The sequence below is a fragment of the Mycobacterium sp. SMC-2 genome (assembly GCF_025263485.1).
GTDB lineage: Bacteria > Actinomycetota > Actinomycetes > Mycobacteriales > Mycobacteriaceae > Mycobacterium.
The window spans coordinates 5,923,591-5,942,996 of sequence record NZ_CP079863.1 but is presented as its reverse complement, the minus strand read 5'-3'; the positions used below and the strand labels follow the sequence as shown (position 1 = coordinate 5,942,996).

The 19,406-nt window shown below is 62.9% G+C and carries 20 protein-coding genes and 4 tRNA genes; 8 read left to right on the top strand and 16 right to left on the bottom strand.

The features are described from left to right. Positions 1–102 precede the first annotated feature (102 nt). The 6 genes from KXD96_RS27930 to KXD96_RS27905 form a co-directional block, all read right to left on the bottom strand. Positions 103–1,221: a hypothetical protein gene (locus KXD96_RS27930; protein ID WP_260742080.1), complete on the bottom strand. Its 1,119-nt coding sequence runs from the start codon at positions 1,219–1,221 to the stop codon at positions 103–105. Then, positions 1,218–1,391: a hypothetical protein gene (locus KXD96_RS27925; protein ID WP_260742078.1), complete on the bottom strand. Its 174-nt coding sequence runs from the start codon at positions 1,389–1,391 to the stop codon at positions 1,218–1,220. The genes KXD96_RS27930 and KXD96_RS27925 overlap by 4 nt, the downstream gene beginning before the upstream one ends. Next, a complete protein-coding gene (locus KXD96_RS27920; RefSeq protein ID WP_260742077.1) occupies positions 1,384–2,700 on the bottom strand; it encodes a hypothetical protein in 1,317 nt (438 codons plus the stop codon). Before KXD96_RS27920 ends, KXD96_RS27925 begins: the two co-directional genes overlap by 8 nt. An 85-nt stretch (positions 2,701–2,785) precedes the next feature. After that, positions 2,786–3,073: a hypothetical protein gene (locus KXD96_RS27915; RefSeq protein WP_260742076.1), complete on the bottom strand. Its 288-nt coding sequence runs from the start codon at positions 3,071–3,073 to the stop codon at positions 2,786–2,788. A gap of 60 nt (positions 3,074–3,133) precedes the next feature. Next, the gene (locus KXD96_RS27910) at positions 3,134–3,442 is read right to left on the bottom strand and encodes a hypothetical protein (RefSeq protein ID WP_260742074.1); all 309 of its coding nucleotides are present in this window, start codon (positions 3,440–3,442) and stop codon (positions 3,134–3,136) included. After that, positions 3,439–3,609 (bottom strand): hypothetical protein, encoded by a 171-nt coding sequence (locus tag KXD96_RS27905; RefSeq protein ID WP_260742073.1) that lies wholly within the window; start codon positions 3,607–3,609, stop codon positions 3,439–3,441. The genes KXD96_RS27910 and KXD96_RS27905 overlap by 4 nt, the downstream gene beginning before the upstream one ends. A gap of 261 nt (positions 3,610–3,870) precedes the next feature. Here KXD96_RS27905 and KXD96_RS27900 point away from each other — a divergent pair, with 261 nt between their 5' ends. Further along, entirely contained in the window at positions 3,871–4,008 is a 138-nt protein-coding gene (locus KXD96_RS27900) for a hypothetical protein (RefSeq protein WP_260742072.1), read from the top strand. A 71-nt stretch (positions 4,009–4,079) separates the two neighbouring features. Here KXD96_RS27900 and KXD96_RS28855 read toward each other — a convergent pair whose 3' ends face one another. Together KXD96_RS28855 and KXD96_RS27895 are read right to left on the bottom strand one after the other, a co-directional pair. Continuing rightward, entirely contained in the window at positions 4,080–4,181 is a 102-nt protein-coding gene (locus KXD96_RS28855; protein WP_396877604.1) for an excisionase family DNA-binding protein, read from the bottom strand. 483 nt (positions 4,182–4,664) lie between these two features. Next, positions 4,665–4,740, bottom strand: a tRNA-Lys gene (locus tag KXD96_RS27895). A 124-nt stretch (positions 4,741–4,864) separates the two neighbouring features. Here KXD96_RS27895 and KXD96_RS27890 point away from each other — a divergent pair. From KXD96_RS27890 to KXD96_RS27880, 3 genes are all read left to right on the top strand, one after another. Beyond that, positions 4,865–4,937: transfer RNA gene (locus KXD96_RS27890), tRNA-Glu, on the top strand. Positions 4,938–4,966: 29 nt separating this feature from the next. Then, positions 4,967–5,043, top strand: a tRNA-Asp gene (locus KXD96_RS27885). Between the two features lie 26 nt (positions 5,044–5,069). Further along, a tRNA-Phe gene (locus KXD96_RS27880) sits at positions 5,070–5,146 on the top strand. A gap of 32 nt (positions 5,147–5,178) precedes the next feature. Here KXD96_RS27880 and KXD96_RS27875 read toward each other — a convergent pair. The 5 genes from KXD96_RS27875 to KXD96_RS27855 form a co-directional block, all read right to left on the bottom strand. Further along, positions 5,179–6,336, bottom strand: coding sequence for a site-specific integrase (locus tag KXD96_RS27875; protein WP_008263933.1), 1,158 nt, complete (start codon positions 6,334–6,336; stop codon positions 5,179–5,181). After that, complete coding sequence (locus KXD96_RS27870; protein WP_008263943.1) at positions 6,337–6,570, bottom strand: AlpA family transcriptional regulator; 234 nt, start codon at positions 6,568–6,570, stop codon at positions 6,337–6,339. A gap of 10 nt (positions 6,571–6,580) precedes the next feature. Then, positions 6,581–7,927 carry a hypothetical protein gene (locus tag KXD96_RS27865; protein WP_020821580.1) on the bottom strand — a complete coding sequence of 449 codons (1,347 nt, stop codon included), beginning with the start codon at positions 7,925–7,927 and terminating at the stop codon, positions 6,581–6,583. Beyond that, on the bottom strand, positions 7,924–8,346 hold the full coding sequence (locus KXD96_RS27860) for a hypothetical protein (protein WP_008263947.1): 423 nt from the start codon (positions 8,344–8,346) through the stop codon (positions 7,924–7,926). Before KXD96_RS27860 ends, KXD96_RS27865 begins: the two co-directional genes overlap by 4 nt. A 99-nt stretch (positions 8,347–8,445) precedes the next feature. Further along, the gene (locus tag KXD96_RS27855; protein WP_020821582.1) at positions 8,446–9,240 is read right to left on the bottom strand and encodes a GntR family transcriptional regulator; all 795 of its coding nucleotides are present in this window, start codon (positions 9,238–9,240) and stop codon (positions 8,446–8,448) included. A gap of 79 nt (positions 9,241–9,319) precedes the next feature. On the opposite strand from KXD96_RS27855, the gene KXD96_RS27850 reads away from it, so the two are divergent. After that, positions 9,320–9,751, top strand: coding sequence for an NUDIX hydrolase (locus tag KXD96_RS27850; RefSeq protein WP_008263949.1), 432 nt, complete (start codon positions 9,320–9,322; stop codon positions 9,749–9,751). 7 nt (positions 9,752–9,758) lie between these two features. Here KXD96_RS27850 and KXD96_RS27845 read toward each other — a convergent pair whose 3' ends face one another. Then, positions 9,759–11,327 (bottom strand): hypothetical protein, encoded by a 1,569-nt coding sequence (locus KXD96_RS27845; RefSeq protein ID WP_224097130.1) that lies wholly within the window; start codon positions 11,325–11,327, stop codon positions 9,759–9,761. Positions 11,328–11,591: 264 nt separating this feature from the next. Here KXD96_RS27845 and KXD96_RS27840 point away from each other — a divergent pair, with 264 nt between their 5' ends. After that, positions 11,592–12,038, top strand: a complete 447-nt coding sequence (locus KXD96_RS27840; protein ID WP_014710938.1) for a DUF6188 family protein — start codon at positions 11,592–11,594, stop codon at positions 12,036–12,038. 28 nt (positions 12,039–12,066) lie between these two features. On the opposite strand, the gene KXD96_RS27835 is transcribed toward KXD96_RS27840, so the two are convergent. Next, positions 12,067–12,963, bottom strand: a complete 897-nt coding sequence (locus KXD96_RS27835; RefSeq protein ID WP_014710939.1) for an alpha/beta fold hydrolase — start codon at positions 12,961–12,963, stop codon at positions 12,067–12,069. Further along, positions 12,960–16,046, bottom strand: coding sequence for an RND family transporter (locus KXD96_RS27830; RefSeq protein ID WP_260742070.1), 3,087 nt, complete (start codon positions 16,044–16,046; stop codon positions 12,960–12,962). Before KXD96_RS27830 ends, KXD96_RS27835 begins: the two co-directional genes overlap by 4 nt. A 995-nt stretch (positions 16,047–17,041) precedes the next feature. Here KXD96_RS27830 and istA point away from each other — a divergent pair. Both istA and istB read left to right on the top strand, forming a co-directional pair. Further along, complete coding sequence (istA, locus tag KXD96_RS27825; protein ID WP_260737107.1) at positions 17,042–18,592, top strand: IS21 family transposase; 1,551 nt, start codon at positions 17,042–17,044, stop codon at positions 18,590–18,592. Continuing rightward, complete coding sequence (gene istB, locus KXD96_RS27820; protein ID WP_260737101.1) at positions 18,589–19,404, top strand: IS21-like element helper ATPase IstB; 816 nt, start codon at positions 18,589–18,591, stop codon at positions 19,402–19,404. The genes istA and istB overlap by 4 nt, the downstream gene beginning before the upstream one ends. Positions 19,405–19,406: the final 2 nt, after the last annotated feature.

Genomic DNA, 19,406 nt, shown 5'->3' with positions numbered 1-19,406 from the left:
GTCGGGCCGCGCAGGTCAGGCCTCTCCCGCTAGGAGTTGGACGGGGTCGTGGGTCTGCCTTGGCGGAGTACGGAACGCGTTGACGCGGCCCGAGGTCTGCGCTCACTGCTGCGCGTCTTGCGCCTGCGCGGTTTCGAGGACGTCGATGAGCACGTGGGCTTCGGCTTTCGATAGGTCTTTGTTGGAGCCGACCAGGCGGCCGATGTTCACGTTCACCCATTGGAACCAGTCGGCGCGGCCTTCGTCGGTGTCGGCGTAGCCCTCACGCTGGCGTAGGATCGAGAGCTTCTGCAGCTGTGCTTTGGTGATGCCTTCGTCGGCGCTCGGCTCAGGCTGGGCCTGGGCTTCGTCGCCGAGCAGGTCATCCTGCTGCGGCTCGTCTGCCTGCGCCGTGTCCGCTTTTCCGGCCTCGTTCGAGTGGGGCTCAGGTTCGTCGTCGAGCAGCTCGTCGACGTCGTTGACCACCGCGGCCGCTGGCTTGGTCTCTGCCTTGGTGGCGGCGACCTTGCGTGGCTGTCGGCGGCGTTGCGCGGTCGTTCCGGCGGCGCGTGGCAGCGCGGGCCGCATGTCCTCGGGCAGCTCGTCGAGCGCGGCCATGTCGCCGCCTTCGATGACCACCGCGTCGATCAGGTCCTCGGCGATCGACGCGCCGGCCAGCACTTCGGGGAACATGCGCCGGCACATCCGCGATGACGCGCGAGCGACGAGCTTGTCGGCAGGGTAGCCGCCCAGGTCGATCTTGGCTTTGCGGGCGTTCTCCTCGGTGAAGGTGAAGGTCTGCCATTTGGATTCGTCGTCGACGTGTTCGCGGCGGCGGCCCTTGATCACCGCGCGGCTGTCGGTGGTCTCGACGAACTTGATTTCGTGGCCGGCTTCGATGATGCGGCGGCGCATCAGCTCTGCGGAGTAGCCGACTTTGCCGTTGATGACGTGCATGTGGCCGAGGCCGTCGAGAGGGTCGATGGCCATCTCGAAGCTGCGCATCATCGCGGCGGCGACTTCAGCGGGCTTGCCCTGCATGGATTTCGGTACGAACGTGGTCTTGGCGAGCACGTTGGCGACCTGCTCGGTCTTGATGAACAGATCCAGCCATTCACGGAGGCGTTCACCTTTGCTGATCTGGCCGGCGGGGACGCGTGCCAAGGTGCCGTCCCATGGTGCGGGTTGCTGGCTGGCGAACAGCTCGCGGGGGACGTCGTTGCGTGTGGCGAGTTCGGTCATCTCGTGATCTCCTCGATTTGTACGATGGGCTGGCAGCCGTATTCGCTTGCTTCTCTTGATCGTCTGGCGACGTCGGCGATCAACTGCGCTTCGTCAAAGCTGAGCGCCATGTCGAATGTTGTTTCGTCGTCGCATCCAGAAACGGTGATGCGGTGGGTCATCTCAGGCATCTATATCGACGTCCTCGAAGACGATGCGGGCGGTGGATGGGTTGGGGTCGTCGGGTTCTAGTGCTGCGCCGACGAGGTCGCGGGAGCTGTTGACGATGTCCCGCATCGCTGCGGCGATCCGGAAGGACTTCATCTGTTCGGGGCCGCTCGTGCAAGGAATGAGTTGCGCGTCATCGGAACTGATGAGGATTGCGCCGCAGCCTTCGACCTCGATCATGGGTTGTTCTTTGCCGTCGGTGTCGAGGTAGAAGTCGGCGTAGCGGTATGCCGCCAGCTGCAACGCGGTTTCGCCGAAGATGCCTTTCTCGTTGGTTTTCGCGTCCAGCAGCAGCCGTCGGCGCTGCTTCTGGTGGGTGACCTCGGCGACGAGGTCGAGGGTGCCGGCGTAGCCGTACCGGTAGGAGACGATGGTGGCTTCGACGAGGATCGGATCGACCTCGAACTTGTCGAGGAACCTGACGTATGCCTCGACGTGGCCGCGGAGTTCGTCCGGAATTCCTTGGATCTGTTCGCCTTTCACCAACCGCTCGGCGTAGCCGTGGACTTCGGTGCCGCGTTTCTTCGCTTTGTCGGTGACCGCGTAACGGGCACCTTGAAGCTGCTTGAGTCGCGCGGACGGCTGCAGTTCGGTCAGCTGATCCCAGTTGTCGACGGCGTACTCGGCGGTGGCGTTGGCCGCCCAGTTGATCAGCGCGGGTTTAGGTACGCCGTCGCCGAGCATCGTTGTGACACCGGGGATTCGGTGGCCATTGGCATCTTTGTAGTAGTGGCCTTCGGCGGTCTCGATCCGGCGCACCGGGCCGGTGAATTTGGCGCTCATGCCGCTCCGATCGTGATGGCGTAGGTCTCCCAACTGGCCGGGCAGTACTGACGGGCTTTGTCGAAGTGGCCGGCGATCTTCCCGACCGGGGTGCGGTGCACGCGGGTCCAGCAGACGGGACAGAGACGGCGGACGTGGCGGCTCATGCGGCGACCGTCCCGACGAGCCCCTTGGCCCGCTGCAGCAACGTCTTGGCGTCGTCGACGGTGGTGGAGGGTGGTCGTTGTATTCGACGATGCTGTGGCCGTGGAAGCGGCCGGGCAGCGCGTAGCGGGCGCAGGCGAGCGCGGCGTCGCGGATCTGCTCGGTGCGTGACGCTGCGGTGATCGCGGCGACGATGCAGAAGCATCCCCAGTTGCCGATGCGCTCGATGGCGTTGCCTTTGGGTAGGTGCGGGCCGACGAGCGTCCGGGCGGCCTCGAGCGCCTCGATGATCTCGATCGGCTCCGGCGGCACCAGCGCGGGCGCCGCGTACAACAGGTTCTTCATCGGGCCACCGACCCGAGTAGCGCGTATCCGAAGATCAGCCCGAACACGACGACCCAGAACGCCCACGGGCCAAGCCACGAGTCGTTCATGCTGCGGCCGCTGCGATATCAGCGCGCCACGCAGCCAGCTCGCCGGCCACCTGGTCCGGGAAGTCTCTGCGGACCAGGAACAGTGCGATGTCCAGCGTGGTCGACAGGATCGACGGGAACGCTTCAACGGCGTGGCCAGTGACGACACGTTGGGCGTAGATGCGGTCACACATGTCGATGAAGCGGTGCATGTCGGCGTCGAACAATGCTTGGTCGTCGCCCGCTCGGCGTTGCCGCCATTTCCGCAGGATTCGTTTGGGGCCGGTTAGAATCGGTGCACTCACAGGGATTGGGTTCCTTTCCGTGGGTTTGGCCCGTGCCGGCTCTCCTCCGGCGCGGGCCGCTTACTTAGCGGGGTGCTTGGGGGAACGGTCTGCGGGGCAGTCCCAGACGTGGAAGCCGGGAACCGGGGGATTGCAGTTGCAGACCGGCGGCAGGCCGAGCGCCAACGAGTTCTGCTGCTGCAGCAGGTTCCGGATGTCTTCGAGCTGCGCGCGGATCACGCCGAGGTGATCAGACATCTCGTCGAGCAACGTCAGCTCGGCGTCCGGGCGCCGGCGGCGCTCCTCCCAGATCGCGTCAGCGGCCGGATAGGCGATGTGCGCGAGGGCGTCGAAGCCAGCGGCGGCGAGCGTGCGGAGCGCGTTGATCACGACACCGCTCCGCTCACGAGCGCGAGGGCACGCTCCACCGGCGACAGCGCGCCCAGGTGGCAGGCCCGGCACAGGCAGTCATTCGGAAACGACGGCGTCCGGAACGGTTTCGAGCAGCGGTCACAGATCCCCGAGAACGTCTTGACGACCGTGACGGGGGCGGTCACCGCGCACCGCCTTGGGCGTGGCCGGGCCCGACTTCCCAGCCGGGCCCGGCCGTTCTCCTACGCTCTGGTTGTCCAGACCGAGAGAAGGAGAAGCATCTTGACTGTTCCCACCCCGACGAGGCCCGACAGGGAATGCGGGCCCTCTTGAACCACGTTCCGGAGACGATGCCGGCGACTCACAGCGTCTTGTATCTGCTTGAGTCCCTGCGCTCCGTCCGTGGTGACGAAGGTGATATATCCATCGAGAAACTCCACCAAGTTGTGAGCAAGTTCGCGGCGACGTTCTCCATCTGCGTCCAGACCTTGGAGAACCGGATCGAGCGACTCGAAGGACGTCCCGGAATCAATGACTCCACCTGGGAGGCGATCATGGTCGAGTTCGGCTTGCTGAGCGGCTAGCTCCTCGCGGACGATCTCGCGCACACGCTCCTCCGTGAGGTACGCGAGGCCGGGGAAGTTGTAGGAGCCGCTCACGACGCGGCCTCGGCGAACGCTTCGACGTCGGCCTTATTGATTCGGTAGCTACGGCCGCCCGGGACGCGGACCGCAGGCAACTTTCCTCGCGGATCCACCGCTGCACAGTGCGGTCGGTGGTGCGGTAGTGGGCTGCTACTTCGGCGACGGTAAGGAACGGGTTGGGGTTGGCAAGGTCGGGCCGATTAACATCGGGTGAGCCGATATCCATAGGCTAGAAGGTATCGGTTTAGCCGATATTGTGTCAACGTTCTCATACGGCATGTCGCAAAGCGACGTTTATGTCCTATAGTCATGCCTATGAGCATCACGGTTACTACCGAGGTCGACCCGAAGAAGCGGGCGACCAGCTTGATTGGAGAACGGGTGCACACGTTGATGTGGCGCGCCGGCCGTACGCAAAAGCAGCTCGCCGCGATCCTCGAAGTGGGCCAGGGATCAGTGTCGGATCGACTCCGAGGCAAGACGGAATGGTCGGCGATCGACATCGCCGTGACGGCCGCATGGCTAGGAGTGCGACCCGAAGACCTCATGCCCGAAGTCGAGCTGTTCCCCGGCGACGGTGACGACGGCGGTGCGGCTGGTGCCCCCACCAGGACTCGAACCTGGGACCTGCGGATTAAAAGTCCGTAGCTCTACCAACTGAGCTATAGGGGCCGCGGAGATTCAGGATACTTGGGTCCCAAACGCGGCTCGTTTGAGGATTGGGCCCACGGTGACCTAAGCTGACGTGGCTCCTAACGAAACCTCGTTGCGAGTACCCCGGAGTGATTCGGTTCTGGCCCCCATCGTCTAGTGGCCTAGGACGCCGCCCTTTCACGGCGGTAGCACGGGTTCGAATCCCGTTGGGGGTACGCGACGCGGTGACGCGGAGCAGCAGCAAGGCCCTGTGGCGCAGTTGGTTAGCGCGCCGCCCTGTCACGGCGGAGGTCGCGGGTTCGAGTCCCGTCAGGGTCGCCAACTCGGCGAGGCACTTCATGCCTTCCGGCCAGGTAGCTCAGTCGGTACGAGCGTCCGCCTGAAAAGCGGAAGGTCGGCGGTTCGATCCCGCCCCTGGCCACCAGTCTTGAGCTGCACGGACGCGGTGATGGCACTCTATGGATGGTTCGGTGTGTCCGGTTCCTGTCCGTTCGCCCGGTTTTTGGCGACGTCCTGAAGCCGGTCGAGATTCGTGGCTACGTGGTCGAGTTCGTCTGAATAGAGGTCGCTGTAGATGTTCGCGGTGACGGTCGGCGTCGAGTGCCCCATCGTCTTCTGGACGTAGCGGAGGTCGGCGCCGGAGGCCCGGGCCAGGCTGGCGTAGGTGTGGCGCAGGTCGTGAATCGTCAGCGGCACCAGTCCGGTTTTCTTTAGGGCTTCGTTCCAGTCGGTATGCCGGCGCCAGTTGTTTGATCTGAGGAACCCGCCATTTGGCGAGGTGATTGCATGTTCTGTGGGCGCGCGATTATCGATCCTTGGTTTGAGCGCGTCGATGACGATTTGGGGGAGTGGGACGGTTCGGGCGGCGGCGCGAGTTTTTGGCGGCCCGACGATGATCCGGCCTTCCACTTCTGGCGCGGCCTGGCGGACATAGAGCCGACGCGCAGTTAGGTCGATGTCGCCGACCCGCAGGCCGACGAGTTCGGACCAGCGCAGGCCGGTGAAGGCGAGGATGATCACCACGTCGCCGTGGTCGCCGCATGCGGCTGCCAGGGCGGCGACTTCGGTGGCGGTCAGATAGCGGTGGCGTTCTCGGGTGGGTATCCGCCCGGATGACACCCCGTCAGCCGGGTTGCTGTGGATTCGACCGTCCTCGCGCGCCATGTCGAGAATCGACCGCAGCAGCCGCAGCGTGGCGAGTTTGGCCCAGGGACCGACGGTCATGGAATCGATGAATTGCTGTATATCCTTTCGGCTGATTTCATCAACCGGGACGTGGCCGAAACGCGGACTGATGCGTAGTTCCCAATGCTGGGTGTAGCCGCTCCAGGTCTTGGGCGACACTGCGGGGCGTTTCAACGCGCTGTATTGCGTCCAGACAGCGGCGAGTTTGGCCCGGCCAAGTCGGGGGTCGAAGCGTCTGGCGCCGATCGCCGCTTCGCCATCCCGGTCGGCCTTGAATGCCCGCGCTTCTCGCAAGGTGGCGAACGTCGACGACGTCTCAGCCCATCCCGACGGGGAGTCTGAATCACGCACCAGGTAGCGCACTTGATAGCGCGGCAGACCGGCCGAATTGATCCGCTTTCGGATACCGCGCGGGACCGATCCGGCCACTTAGCGACGCACCTTACGAAGCCATGCGCGGACTTCAGCTGCGTCCCAACGTCTTACGCGATCAGATAGCGTGTAGCAGGGCGGTCCCACGTCTGCGCCGTGTTCGCGCAATGCGCCCCATCGACTCACCGTCGCAGCGGACACGCCAAGCAGCTCGGCCACCTGCTCCGCTGTTAGAAGCTCTGGAAAGGTCGCTGTCGCGGTGGCGCTGGTTTTGATGCCGAGGGTTGTCATGCCGATGTCCTCAGTTCTCTGCTGAACCAGCGCGACTTGAGCTTGTAGGCCCGTATTCTTGTGCGACAGAACGGATTAGCGAATCGGGCCAGAAGTCGGCGCGTACTCGCATCGTTGACCCGTCTTCGGCGATGACGTATCCGGTACCAGGCTCATTTGGGTTGATCCGATGCGCGGGGGCGGCGTCGGCGAGGCCGTCACCCAAGACCATGGCGACTTCGTCGCGTGAGCGCAGCCGCAGTGCGACGGTTTGGGTGAACAACCCGCGCATGGGCAGAATCTCCTTGCGAGGGTCCTGCATGAATGCGGCGACCACGATGCCTACAGCCCTACCCTTTGTCAGGATGCGTGAGAGTGAGCCCGCAACTTGCTTCCTCAGTGCCGCGTCCGTCATGTATGCGGTCAAGCCCGCGAATTCATCGATGAGCAGCACGACGAGCGGTTCGGCGGTGCTCGGTGTGTGCGAACGCGCTCGGCCGGCCATCCTGCGACCGCGGCTGTCTAGTAGCTCCTCCAAGTTGGTCAGCAGTCTCGCGGCGTTGGCCTCGGTCGTCGCAATGCCGCTGAATAGTGCAGACCCGACTGACACTTCGATCCCGTACTTGAGATCCACGGCGAACAGCCGCACGGTTCCCGCCTTGATGGCTGGGCCTAATCCGCCTGCAATGCCCCAAAAAACGGAGCCCTTGCCCGCACCCGAGCACCCAACAGTGAGGGTGTGCAGGCCGGCGACGCGCAGAGTCCATGCCGACCCATTCTCACGCCGGCCGACCTCGACGCCCGTCGGCTCGACGCTGGTTGGGAATGCAGCGGTCTCTGCCTCTGAAAGGCATTGTTTCATAACGAATTCCACGCGAACCGTGCCGGGGCCGATCAGTGTCGAGCGGGCGGAATGCGCCCCGACAGCGTCACGAATTGCGGGGACCGCGTTTTCGAGGTCGTCCACCGTCTGGCCGGTCCGTGTTCGGACTGTCATCCGTAGGCAGTCGCCGAACATGCTCACCCCGAGAAGGCGAGGATGAGTCCAAACTGTCCTCGTCCTGCTCTTGCCCTGTGCGTCCGTGCGTGTGACGTGCTCGGGAGTCGACAACCCGCAGGCCTTGGCAACCCGTGGCCAGGAGATCGATGCCCAGATCAGCCATCGGGCCCGACATGCTGGTGTTGCAACATAACGCCCAAATGTGGCGGGGGAACGCACTCTCCAAACGACGAGCGAAACGGCGACCACGCCGATCACCGCAATGAGCCACATGGCGCCGACCGCCAGCAGGTGCGTGAGGTCAAAGAAGTCGATGCCGGCGTCGGGATCTGGAATCGAATACGGATCGCTAGGTACTACGGGGTCGTACGGACTCATGCTGACACCCGGTCTCCCGCTGAGGACCCCGCCTTGCCGGTGTCCGCAGTCATACCCGAGGCCCGAAACGACCACGCGATGCGGCCGGATTCGCTCGAACGGTCTACGTACGGCAATATGTATAGTTCCTCGAAAATCACTGGTGTGAAGGGCATTCCGGCAGTGTTCGGTGGGCACACAGGCTGCTTGGGCGTTGCGAACTTGACGGTGAGAGTGCGCGCTCGCTTACTAGCTGTCGGGTCGCCGTCGAGGACTTCGACCTGCCACAACGGAGCGCCTGATTCTCGATCAGTCGCCTGGACCTTGTTGTCCTTCGTCGACCGCTCGTAATCGATCACCGCCGTCACGTCGGACACCACAAACGCTTTGCGTGGGAAAACCTGCTGGTGTGACACCTTGAGCCATTTCGGCACAGACATTTGTCGACCTTTCATGAGAACTGCTCTAGACAAGTTGAGGTTACATAGTCGTCTAGAGGAGTGCAACGGTCGACGCCCAGTTGATCGAAGACTTTGGGCTCAGCGGGCCGGGAACTCGTATTCGAGCAGGTAGGCGGAAGCAACTTTCACCGTGTCGCAGACCTCAACCGCCACGTCATTCGCGTCATATGCGGTTCGCAGCACTGTCAATACGGGAACGCCTGGTTCGAGTTCCAGTTGCCGCCGTTCTTCGGGAGTGGGCATTCGGGCTGCGACCTCCTCGGTGAAGTGACCGAGTACGTGGCCATTCTCTTCCAGTCGGGCGTAGATGCCCCCGGGCCCAGTGTCCACCTGCTCGATCCTCGTGCCTTCGGCGAAAGCAGCCGGGATGAAGGAGACCGCCGTTTCAACCGGTCGGCCATTCGCCAGGTAGCGGCGCGATCGCACGACGATGTCATCGTCCGGTGATAATCGAAGTCGTTCCGCTACAAACGAATTCGGCTTCTCGCGGCTCACCGCAATATTGTCGACTTGCGGCGAGTAACCCGATTTCTCGGCCTCGACGGTAAACGCCGCCTTGCCTGCCGCGCGATGCTGTCGCGCGAATCGATCCGACGCGAGCCGGCGGATGGGGGGCGTCGGGCGAATAAACACCCCGCGGCCATGCTGCGAGACGACCAGTCCCTCGGAACGAAGCTCCTGCACAGCTTGTCTTACCGTCATGCGTGCCACACCGAAATGCTCGATAAGTTCCGTCTCAGACGGCAGTCGTTCCCCGGGAGCTAGCCGGTTGGAACGGATCGCTTCTCGCAACATGCCCGCGATCTGCCGATATGGCGGCTTGTCATCGGCTCTGTCGATTTGTCCAAGTTGCAGCACCCGCTGGCCTTCCATCACATGTCTAGACGACTAGTCTAGGAAGCCAGTCAACCCGTGTCTCTTCTGCCGGCATCGAACAAGGAGGACCCCAGAAATGGCAACCTCGCCTAAGCACTCGGTCAGTGTCGCCGGCATCGTAGTGCGTGACGATGATCGCGTTCTCGTGATCAGGCGGGACGACAACGGCCACTGGGAAGCCCCTGGTGGTGTACTCGAACTAGGCGAATCTTTTGAGGACGGTGTTCGGCGCGAAGTCCTTGAGGAAACCGGATTGACGGTGAAGGTAGAACGTCTCACCGGCGTTTACAAGAACCTGACCCATGGGATTGTCGCTCTGGTCTACCGCTGCCATCCGGCCGATGGGGACACTCACCCCACTGCGGAAGCCCGCGAGGTTCGTTGGATGACAAGGGAGGAAGTTCAGTCAGCGATGAATCCTGCATTCGCGGTGCGTGTACTGGACGCGTTCGACGAAGAAACTCATTCGCGGGTCCATGACGGCGTCAACCTCGTGTCGGGCTGCTAGGGGTCCACTACACGCTGTCCGGATGTAATCCGAACAGTGCTTGATAGAACACTGCTCGCTTTGGGGGCGCTGGCTCGACCTCGCCCGGACGAGCCTGCACGCATCCCAGGAACGCACTAGACGACGGCGCATTCGCCGGTTTGTTCCGGACGATAAGTTTCGTGAACGCTTCGATGTACTCGAGCGCCGCTCGGATGAGGGTGAAACCGGTTGTCGCAAGGTCGGCCACCATTGACGAACCGGTAAAGGGCGAAACAGGTTCGGTCTGCCACACTCCCAGCGCGTCGTAGTGGTGCTGAGTCATCTCATTGTCGGCACCGAGGGCTAACTCGGGAATCACACTGAGATTCAGCGCCACGTTCATCGTGTTGCCGTAGCTGCGGCCAGGGTGGGTGTCGACGGCAAGAACGCCATCGTGGATGTGATTCCTCAACTGCTTGCAGAGCCACGCATACACCCGCAGGCGCGTCACGTCACCCAAAAGTGACTGGTCGTACTGCGTTCGCACTTCCTTGTCGATGAAGGTCCGCGAGTCGAGTGATCCCCGAGCCTTTTTCCGATCAACTGACGGGTCGACCATCGCTTGGTAAGCACGCCCGAAAATATCGAAAACTGCTGCAAGATAGAGTAATTCACGGTCAAAAGCTTCAGCGGTAGCCTCGGCAACATCTTCGTTCCGCTTCCCGTCCAGCGGGTTCGACAGCGCGGCCAGCAGATCGTCGAACGCGCGCGCTGCACGTCTCAGGCGGATGCGAACCGACGTGAATGCCTCTGCGGCCTCAGGTCCACCTTTAGCGGCAGCCGCAAACATTGAAGCGGCATCGAAGTATGGCAATCCGCTGACCGTGCCCCAGTCGTAAAGATTGACGATGGTCGCAGTCGACTCCGTCGTCTCCCAGCTTCCGCCACCCACCAACATGCCGCGCTCGACCGTCACAACCGGATTGCTAGTCACCCGCAAGTAGTGACCGATGAGTGGTACAGCCGCGTCGGGTGTCACGCTGACGACCACATCGTTGTCGGCGACATCTGTTCGTCCCGCAGTGGGGGCGGTGGTGACGATGGCATCGATGCCAACAGCCCCGGCGGCGGCAGCATAGGCAGCTGCACGATGTCGCTGATCGAGCGTCAACGGGGGGAGGCCGTCCGGCGCATCGTGCTCATCGAGCTGCTGGTACGCGGCGAAGAACCGAGCCTTGGACCAGGCACGGTAGCTCTCGCCACGAGCGGTGCTGACGGAGAACTCGGCCGCGTCGCAGAACTTGCCTGCGTCAGCTACGTTCGTGAAATTGACGGTGTGGCAAGGCGGTTCATCGAGCAACTCGGTCCACCCGCTCGGAGCTTCCGTTGCCGCCGGGATCAATAGGTGCACCTCGATCTCGTCGCGCGTCAGGAACCCGGTGATGTAGCCCTCCTCCGGCGGCTCCGCGATGGTCCCGACATCAATGCCCAGCCGCACCGGGCGCGTTGCCGGCCTCAATGGGTACAGAGGCTCCAACTTCGAGTCTCTCGTCGGCGGCCGAACGTAGCGCATGAAGCGCCAGTTGGGCCGGCCGGATGGGATGGTGATCGCCATATTGGGATGGTCGCACTTGGGGATGACAACTCAGATCGGTCCGTAGTGTTCGCATTCCGACGACTGCATGCATACGGCAGGTCAACCGACCGCAGCCACACCAGAGCCGCACGGCAGGGGAGGCGCGCGAGCGCATTGATCGAGGTTTGCAGCGCATTCTTGATGCATGGAACGCCCGCGATAGCGCATAGGAATACTAATAGTATCGTTGCGCTACTATCGGTAGCATAGATGGGACTCACCGACGCGTCGAAGGGGGCGGTTATGCACACGCAATGGATTGAGCAATGCACCGTTCAGCGAGTCTCGCTGCACGAAGGGCTCATACTCGACCTCGACGGTTACAACGAATTGGTGATTTCCCGACCGCTGCGACTGACCCTCCCGCCGGCAGGAGCCTGGCCGTCGGATGAAGTGTTGATCGACCCCATCAACCTTTCGCCCGAGGAGCGGCCACTGTTGGACCTTGCCGGAGCGATCTGTACGCGCGCCTGGTGCGACGACGACGGGGCCTTACATCTCTGTTTCTCCCCCGGCCACCGCATCGACGTCGACCCGGATGTAGCGGCGACCTCGTGGGAACTCTATGGCAAGTGTCACGGATACGTGGCGTGTCTGCCGCGAGGTCGCGTCCGAGCGATTCGGCACGACCTTCCTGTCGACGAGAATGACTCAGACGCAACACAACCCAAAGCCATGGCACATCAGTAGCCCGGGTGGCTGAAGACTCGCTGGATGCTTATGTCAGGGTCCTCATGGCGCGGTCGAGGAAGTCGGTAACCGCGGCGGTGAACGCGTCGTTGTTGTCGCCGGCAACCATGTGACCGGTGCCGGTGACGTCCGTCGTTTCGGCGTGCCTGACGAGCTGGCGGAATTCGCTGACGGTTTCCTGGGAGACTACGTCTGAAAGTGCCCCGCGTACCAACAGCGTTGGGGCCGTGATTCGACGTGCTCCTTCGGCGAGGAATCCGCTGATGGCGTCGAACTCCTCGCTGCCCGTCATGAGATTGCCTTGGAGGACATCGAAGTTGGAGCTGATGAAGGCCGGGTCCCAGCGCCAGATCCATCGGCCATCGCTACGTTGGCGCAGAACCTTGTGCAGGCCGTCGAGATTTTCGGGTCGCGCGCGGCGTGGGTTGTATTCGGCGATGACATCGGCGGCATCATTGAGCGTGCCGAATCCGTCGGGGTGTCCGGCCATGAATGACAGGATGCGACGGGCCCCATGAAATTCCATTCGCGGGGTGATGTCGACCAGGACAACGGCTGCCCAGAGGTCGGGTGGGGCCAGCAGATGGGTAGCGAGGATGATCAGCCCACCCAGCGACGCGCCGACGACGGCGGGGGGACTGTCGGCGCTGACGTGTCCTCGTACCGAGATCAGATCGGACACAAACCGTTCGATGTCATATTGTCCGCTCGGGTCCCAGTCGCTGTCGCCGTGACCTCGTGTGTCGTAGGCGACGACGGTGTAGCCGTGGGAATAGAGTCGACGGGCGGTGGTGGCCCACGCGTGACGGTTCTGGCCGCCGCCATGGAGCAGCAACACGACGGGGTGAGTCGCGGCGTGCCGGTAGCAATCGGCCACGAGAGTGATCCCGTCGCTGGTGCGGATGCGCTCTCGGCCAATTGTCATGTGGTCCGGTGTGGTCGGCCGTTGTGAGTCGAGGATTTCCGTTGCGGCCACCAGCTGGCCTCGCGCAGGAGCGTAGCGATCGCGGGCACCGTGAGGGTGCGAACGACGAAGGTGTCGAGTAGTAGGCCGCAGCCGACGATGAATCCGACTTGGATCATGATTCCGACAGAGCCGACCATCAGGCCGAACATACTCGCGGCGAAGATGAGCCCGGCTGAGGTGATGACTGAACCGGTGTTTGCGACCGTGCGTAGCACGCCGACGCGAATGTTGTGAGCGGATTCTTCGCGTAACCGCGAGATCAGCAGCATGTTGTAGTCGGCGCCGACGGCGACCAGGATGATGAACGCCACAAGCGGTACGGGCCAGGCGATTTCCTTACCCAGGCCGTATTGGAAGACGAGCGTCCCAATGCCCAGTGCCGCGCCATAGTTGAGTACGACCGTACCGAGGAGGTAGAGCGGGGCCAGCAAGGCACGCAGGAGAAGGACAAGGATCACTCCGACGATGACGAGCGTGGCGATCGCCAGCAGATGAAAGTCGGCCGACAGCAGGCGCTGAATATCGGAGTTGACGGCGGGGAAACCGGCCATCGATATCGTGGCGTTGGCCAGGGAGGTGTTCGGGCGTGCGGCCCCGGCAACTTCGGTGATTTTCTGAGCGAGATCCATCGCTTGGCTGCTGTAGGGGTTGTAGCTCGATTCGATCGCGAAGCGGGCGGTCTTGCCATCGGCCGACATAAAATGTTTTGCCACATCGGCGAACTGGCGATTCTCGAAGGTGTTGGCGGGCAGGTAAAAGCCGCTGGCGTTGTCCGAACCGGCGCTGGACCGCGCGGAATTTTGTAATTGGGTGGCGACCTGACTCATGCCGGACAACATTTCGATGTTGCTGTCGGCAAGGGTGTGCACGCCGGTGGCCAGGGCTTGTGCACCCGACGCGAGCTGGCTGATGCCGTTTTGGAGGCGGCGGATATTGCCGGCCATGTCGGCGGGATCGCCGAGTGCTCCGAAAGCCTTGTTCAGCGAGGTGACCGTGCTCTGCAGATCTGCTACGGTGCCCGCCGCATTGTCGCTGCCCGGCTGGTACATGTCGCCCAGGTTGGCGAGCTGGCTGAAAAAGCCGCCATCGCGCAAGGTCACCAGAATCTGCACCTGATCGCGGATCTGGGCACACTCGGGTGTGGTGGCACACCACGGGGAGGTGTTGAGCGCACCAACCAGCGGATCGATCGTGGCGATCGCGTTTTGGGCTTGTTGAGCTTCTTGACGCAGTCCCGGCCCGGTTCGGATCGCTTGATCGATGGTTGGTGTGGTAGCCGAAAGTTGCTGCAGCAGAGGGCGAAAGTGTTGAAATTGCGATCCGCTGGACTGGGCTTGGGTAAGGACCGCGGTCAGCGGTGTCAATGCCGTGCGCAGGGTGGTGTCAAGTTGCGCCAGGCCGCCGGCGAGTTGGTCGGCGCCACTGGTGAGTTTGGCCAGGTCGTCCTTATGGGCGTCTCCCTTGGCGACCGCGCCGGCCATCTTGTTGCCGATCTGGCCGTTTTGCCACGAGAGCTGTGCCTGATCGAGGCGTGCACCGGTGGGCCGAGTGACACCGGAAACCTTGGTGACGCCCGGCAATTGCGACACTCGAGACGCCATTTCATCTAGGTCGGCTAGGCCTTTACTGGTGCGCATATCTGTGGGTGATTCGACGACCATGAACTGTGTGATGACGGTATCTTTGCGGAAATGCCTATCCAGCAAGCGATAGCCCTCATTGCTGGTGGTCGTCGCCGGCTGTCCTTGCCGATCGTCGTAGCTGATGTGCATAGTCAGCGCGACAGCCGCGAGGCCTAATACAAGTGCCAGGCTGGCGGCCAGCAGTGGGGCGGGTCGGCGGACCACGGCCACGGCGATCCAGTTCCAGTATCGGCGCGTGCGGTCAGCTTTGGGTTCGCCAATGCCATGTTTCGCGGCAAGCGCCAATACCGGAGGAAACAACGTTACTGTAGCTGCGACTCCGACAAAGACAGCGATCGCGCACGCCGGGCCTAATGCGCTAAATACGCTCAGCTTCGCAAAGACCAAGGATAGAAACGCAAACGCCACAGTCGCGGCGGAAGCCATGATCACCCGCCCGATGGTGGCGGTTGCGTTAATCACAGCCAGGTCAGCCGAAATCATCTGGCGGCGCTGCTCGTGATACCGGCTGATCAGAAACACGGAATAATCGGTGCCGGCACCCAACAAGATGGCAGTCATGAACGCAATCGTGAATTGCGACACCGGCATTCCTGATTCGCCCAGCGCCGAGAGCACCCCGCGCCCGACCGCCAGGCTCACACCGATCACGAGCAATGGCAGCAACGCGGTAACTAGTGACCGATAGATGACCAGCAAAATCACCGCGATCAGACCGGCTGTCACGATGGAGATGCCAATCAAATCCTGCTCAGCCGAATCGATTAGATCGCTGAATGTCGCGGGAGGTCCGGTTACACGAACGATCGTGGACGTACCGCTAAACGACTCGGCGACAATAGCGCGCACCGCCCGAACGGATTCCGCCGCTCTAGGATCGCCGAGCGTGCCAGCTACCCCGACCGGCACATACCACGCCTTGCCATCCTGGCTCATCGCCTGACCCGCAGTAACGGGGTCGGCTAACAGATCCTGAACCAGTCGCACGTGCTGGGAGTCGGCACGCAACCGCGAAACCATCGTTTTGTAGCGCTGACGCACCGGCGCAGTCAGGCCCGTCGGGTCCTCGAATGCAACAAAGACGGTGGTCTTGGACCCCTGCTCGCCGAATGCCGTGCCCATCCGGTCAACCGTCTGCAGCGATGGAGCATCAGGGGGGACCAGATTCACCGACTGCTGTTTCACAACGGTTTCCAGCTGGGGGAACAGCATCGCCAGGACGCCGGCGGTCACCACCCACGCCCCGATGACCAGCACCTTATGTCGGATGCTGAACCCCGCCAGGCGAGCTAGTCGATCACTGTATGCGCCCTCGCCCGCCGCGACCTTGCGAAGTTGCTCCCGAACTGGGCGACTCAGCGTCGCCACCCCCGAGGAAACCCACCCGTTGTCCGCCATCCCCCACCTCCGTTATCCCAAAAGAAACTAACGGTGTCGGAACAGTACCGCTAGTACCCTTTCGCTTCGTCGCCGAAACCGCGACAGGCGTGCACCCGTCGACCGCTACCGCACTACTCACCTGGATTGGCCCGAGAGCACCCCGCAGGCGACGGACCAGCATTTCGCGCCTGGCGCGACGTGCCCCTCGGCGCGCAGGTTGATTGACCGTGACGACGCACCGTCGCCGAAATTCTGAAAGGTTCATGAACGCCGCAGACGAAAAGCCAGCCGGGAAGTTAGCCTGGTGGGATCGTCGTGCACGTGGTTGTACATTTCCCGGTTCATCAAATTGTCGTCCAGGTATGAGCAGTAGCGAGGCGGGTAATGCCGAGGACGAACGCGGTCTTGGTCCGGCGGCGTTCGGTGGATGTCACTGGTAATGGTGCGGCCGCTGAGCCTGAAACCGCGAGCCGCACTCATCCACACTTGGGTCCTGGTTAGCGCAAGCAGCGCATTCATCGCAGAACGCCATCCTCGGCGTGTGCGAGTCCCTGCCGCACAAGTTGGGAGGGTTCGTGGGATGGCCTCATGAACCGACATGCCAGCCGTGCATTGGTGGCCTTTTGGACCACGGGTTGTTCGAGCCGTTGCCTGATCACGAATCCCCCTACTACGCACAAACCCCTACGAATAACTGTACTATTGGTAGCGCTATGCTACCAACAGTAGCGTTAGTTGGGTAGTGGCTGGATCAATCGCCAATGCAGATGCGATTCGGTGCGGGCCAGGTATGCGTAGGGTTTACGGTGACCATATGGAGCGCGACGGTTTTGACATGCCGGTCGACTGTCGGCTGCCAGGAATAAGGGACCAGCTCGGCGCCGGTTTTGCCATGAGCATGGGACCACCCGATTGCCAGTGATGGGACCATCTGGCTAGCTGTTTTGCCAGTTATGGGACCACCCCGGCGTGGCGTTGGGGGCTTCCGGTTGCTCGGCCGCTGTATTGGCCGAATGAGCTACCGGGAGGTGTCGGTGATCGAAGTCAGGGAGATGCTGCGGTTGTGGCTGCAGGGTCATGGGTTGCGCGAGGTGGCCCGGTTATCGGGCACGGACCGCAAAACGGTGCGCCGGTATGTGGACCGCGCCCGCGCGTGCGGGCTGGACCGTGACGGCGACGGGTGTCAGTTGACCGACGAGCTGTTGGCGGCGGTGATCGCCGGCGTGCGGCCGAGTCGGCCCAACGGCAAGAGCCAGGCCTGGGAGACCATCGCCGCCCAGCACGAGCAGATCAAGGCGTGGCTGAAGCAAGACTTGACTCTGACGAAGGTGCACACGCTGCTTGGGCGTCGGGGCGTGGTGGTGTCGTATCGAACGTTGCATCGCTATGCCACAACGGAATTGGGGTTCGGGATTCGGCAGGCCACGGTGCCGGTGGCCGATTGCGAGCCCGGTGCTGAACTGCAGGTCGATTTCGGTCGGCTCGGAATGCTCACTGATGCCGCGGATGGCCGCCGGCGGGTAGTGCAGGGGTTGATCTTCACTGCGGTGTATTCGCGGCACATGTTCGTCTGGCCGACCTACCGGCAGACGCTTCACGAGGTGATCGCCGGGTTTGAGGCCGCGTGGGCATTCTTCGGCGGGGTGTTCGCGGTGGCGATCCCCGACAACATGAAGGCCATCGTCGACAAGGCTGATGCGACCGATCCGAAACTTAATGACGCCTTCCGCGAATACGCTCAGGCGCGGGGCTTCGTCGTGGACCCCACCCGCATCCGCAGCCCGCGCGACAAGCCTAGGGTTGAGCGCTGTGTCCAATATGTTCGGTCGAATTTCTTTGCTGGAGAAGACTTTCGGAATCTGAGTGACTGCCGGGCACGAGCCGAGCAGTGGTGTGGGCAGGTGGCGGGGATGCGGATACACGGCACCACTCGGCTGCGCCCGGCCGAGGTATTCGCCACCGACGAGCTACCCCACCTCAAACCGGCACCCGACGAGGTGTTCGACATCCCGACCTGGAGCCGGCCCAAGGTGGCTCCCGATCGGCACGTGCAGGTCGCCAAGGCGCTCTACAGCGTTCCCGGTGAGCTGATTGGGCGCCGGCTGGATGCCCGGGTGGATGCGCGCACGGTGAAGCTGTATTGGCGCGGTGAGCTGATCAAGGTCCATCCGGTCATGGCGCCAGGACGCCGCCATACCGACCCCGCTGATCTACCGGCCGAGGTGTCGGTCTATGCGATGCGAGATATCAACACCTTGCAGCGCAAGGCATCCGCACACGGGCAGCATGTCGGCGCCTACGCGGCGGCGGTGCTGGAGCATCCGCTGCCGTGGACCAAGATGCGCCAGGTCTACCGACTCCTGGGACTGGTGCGCCGCCACGGCGCCGACGCGGTCGATGACGCCTGCCAGCGCGCGCTGGACGCCGAGGTCATCGACGTCGGGCTGATCGAGCGCATGCTTACCCGCGGTGCCGGCGCACAGCTGCCGCTGATCCCGAACCCGCCGCAGGCGTCGCGGTTCGTCCGCGCGGCCACCGACTTCGCGGTGCGCAGGCCCTCATGAGCACAACCCGCCGCCCCGATGCCACCCCCGCGGTCAAGCCGATCGAGGTGTCTGCAGACCTCAAAGCGCTGATGCGCCGCCTCAAGCTCGGCCGCCTGCTCGACACCCTGCCCGAACGGCTCGCGCTGGCACGATCGAATCGGCTGCCACACCACGACTTCCTGGAAATGCTGCTAGCCGATGAGGTCACCCGCCGCGACCGCGAGTCCGCCGCCCGCCGCGCCAAGACAGCACAATTGGATCCGCAGATGCAGCTGCAGGCCTGGGATGACACCGCCGCGGTCAGCTACGACCGCCAACTATGGGCAGAGTTGACCTCGCTGCGGTTTCTGGCCGACGCCTACAACGTGCTCATCATGGGACCGGTCGGAGTCGGAAAAACGTTCCTGGCCAACGCATTAGGCCACATCGCCGTGCGACGTCACCACAGCGTGCATACCGAACGCGCCGACAAACTGTTCAAACGCCTCCGCGGAGCACGGCTAGACGGCAGCTATGAAGACGAGATGCGCAAACTACACCGCGTCGAGCTGCTCATCATCGATGACCTCGCGTTGCACCGGCTTGAGGCCACCGAGACCAATGACTTCTACGAGCTCATCGTGGAACGCCACCGCACCGCATCAACGGTCATCACCAGCAACCGCGAACCACCGGAGATCCTCACCATGATGGCCGACCCACTCCTGGCCCAGTCGGCGATGGACCGGCTCCAATCCGCGGCCTACGAACTCGTCGTCGAGGGCGAGTCCTACCGGCAACGCCAGAAACCCCGTCCTCGAAAGCCGGTCAATTCGGACCAGCCGAATTGACC

Bases quoted from the DNA above. Each gene is read 5' to 3' on its own strand.
- KXD96_RS27850 (WP_008263949.1), top strand. From the start codon at position 9,320: ATGGCAACCTCGCCTAAGCACTCGGTCAGTGTCGCCGGCATCGTAGTG.
- KXD96_RS27870 (WP_008263943.1), bottom strand. From the start codon at position 6,570: ATGACAACCCTCGGCATCAAAACCAGCGCCACCGCGACAGCGACCTTT.
- istB (WP_260737101.1), top strand. From the start codon at position 18,589: ATGAGCACAACCCGCCGCCCCGATGCCACCCCCGCGGTCAAGCCGATC.
- KXD96_RS27860 (WP_008263947.1), bottom strand. From the start codon at position 8,346: ATGTCTGTGCCGAAATGGCTCAAGGTGTCACACCAGCAGGTTTTCCCA.
- KXD96_RS27865 (WP_020821580.1), bottom strand. From the start codon at position 7,927: ATGAGTCCGTACGACCCCGTAGTACCTAGCGATCCGTATTCGATTCCA.
- KXD96_RS27840 (WP_014710938.1), top strand. From the start codon at position 11,592: ATGCACACGCAATGGATTGAGCAATGCACCGTTCAGCGAGTCTCGCTG.
- KXD96_RS27925 (WP_260742078.1), bottom strand. From the start codon at position 1,391: ATGCCTGAGATGACCCACCGCATCACCGTTTCTGGATGCGACGACGAA.
- KXD96_RS27930 (WP_260742080.1), bottom strand. From the start codon at position 1,221: ATGACCGAACTCGCCACACGCAACGACGTCCCCCGCGAGCTGTTCGCC.
- KXD96_RS27830 (WP_260742070.1), bottom strand. From the start codon at position 16,046: ATGGCGGACAACGGGTGGGTTTCCTCGGGGGTGGCGACGCTGAGTCGC.
- istA (WP_260737107.1), top strand. From the start codon at position 17,042: ATGAGCTACCGGGAGGTGTCGGTGATCGAAGTCAGGGAGATGCTGCGG.
- KXD96_RS27835 (WP_014710939.1), bottom strand. From the start codon at position 12,963: ATGACAATTGGCCGAGAGCGCATCCGCACCAGCGACGGGATCACTCTC.
- KXD96_RS27845 (WP_224097130.1), bottom strand. From the start codon at position 11,327: ATGGCGATCACCATCCCATCCGGCCGGCCCAACTGGCGCTTCATGCGC.
- KXD96_RS27855 (WP_020821582.1), bottom strand. From the start codon at position 9,240: ATGGAAGGCCAGCGGGTGCTGCAACTTGGACAAATCGACAGAGCCGAT.
- KXD96_RS27920 (WP_260742077.1), bottom strand. From the start codon at position 2,700: ATGAAGAACCTGTTGTACGCGGCGCCCGCGCTGGTGCCGCCGGAGCCG.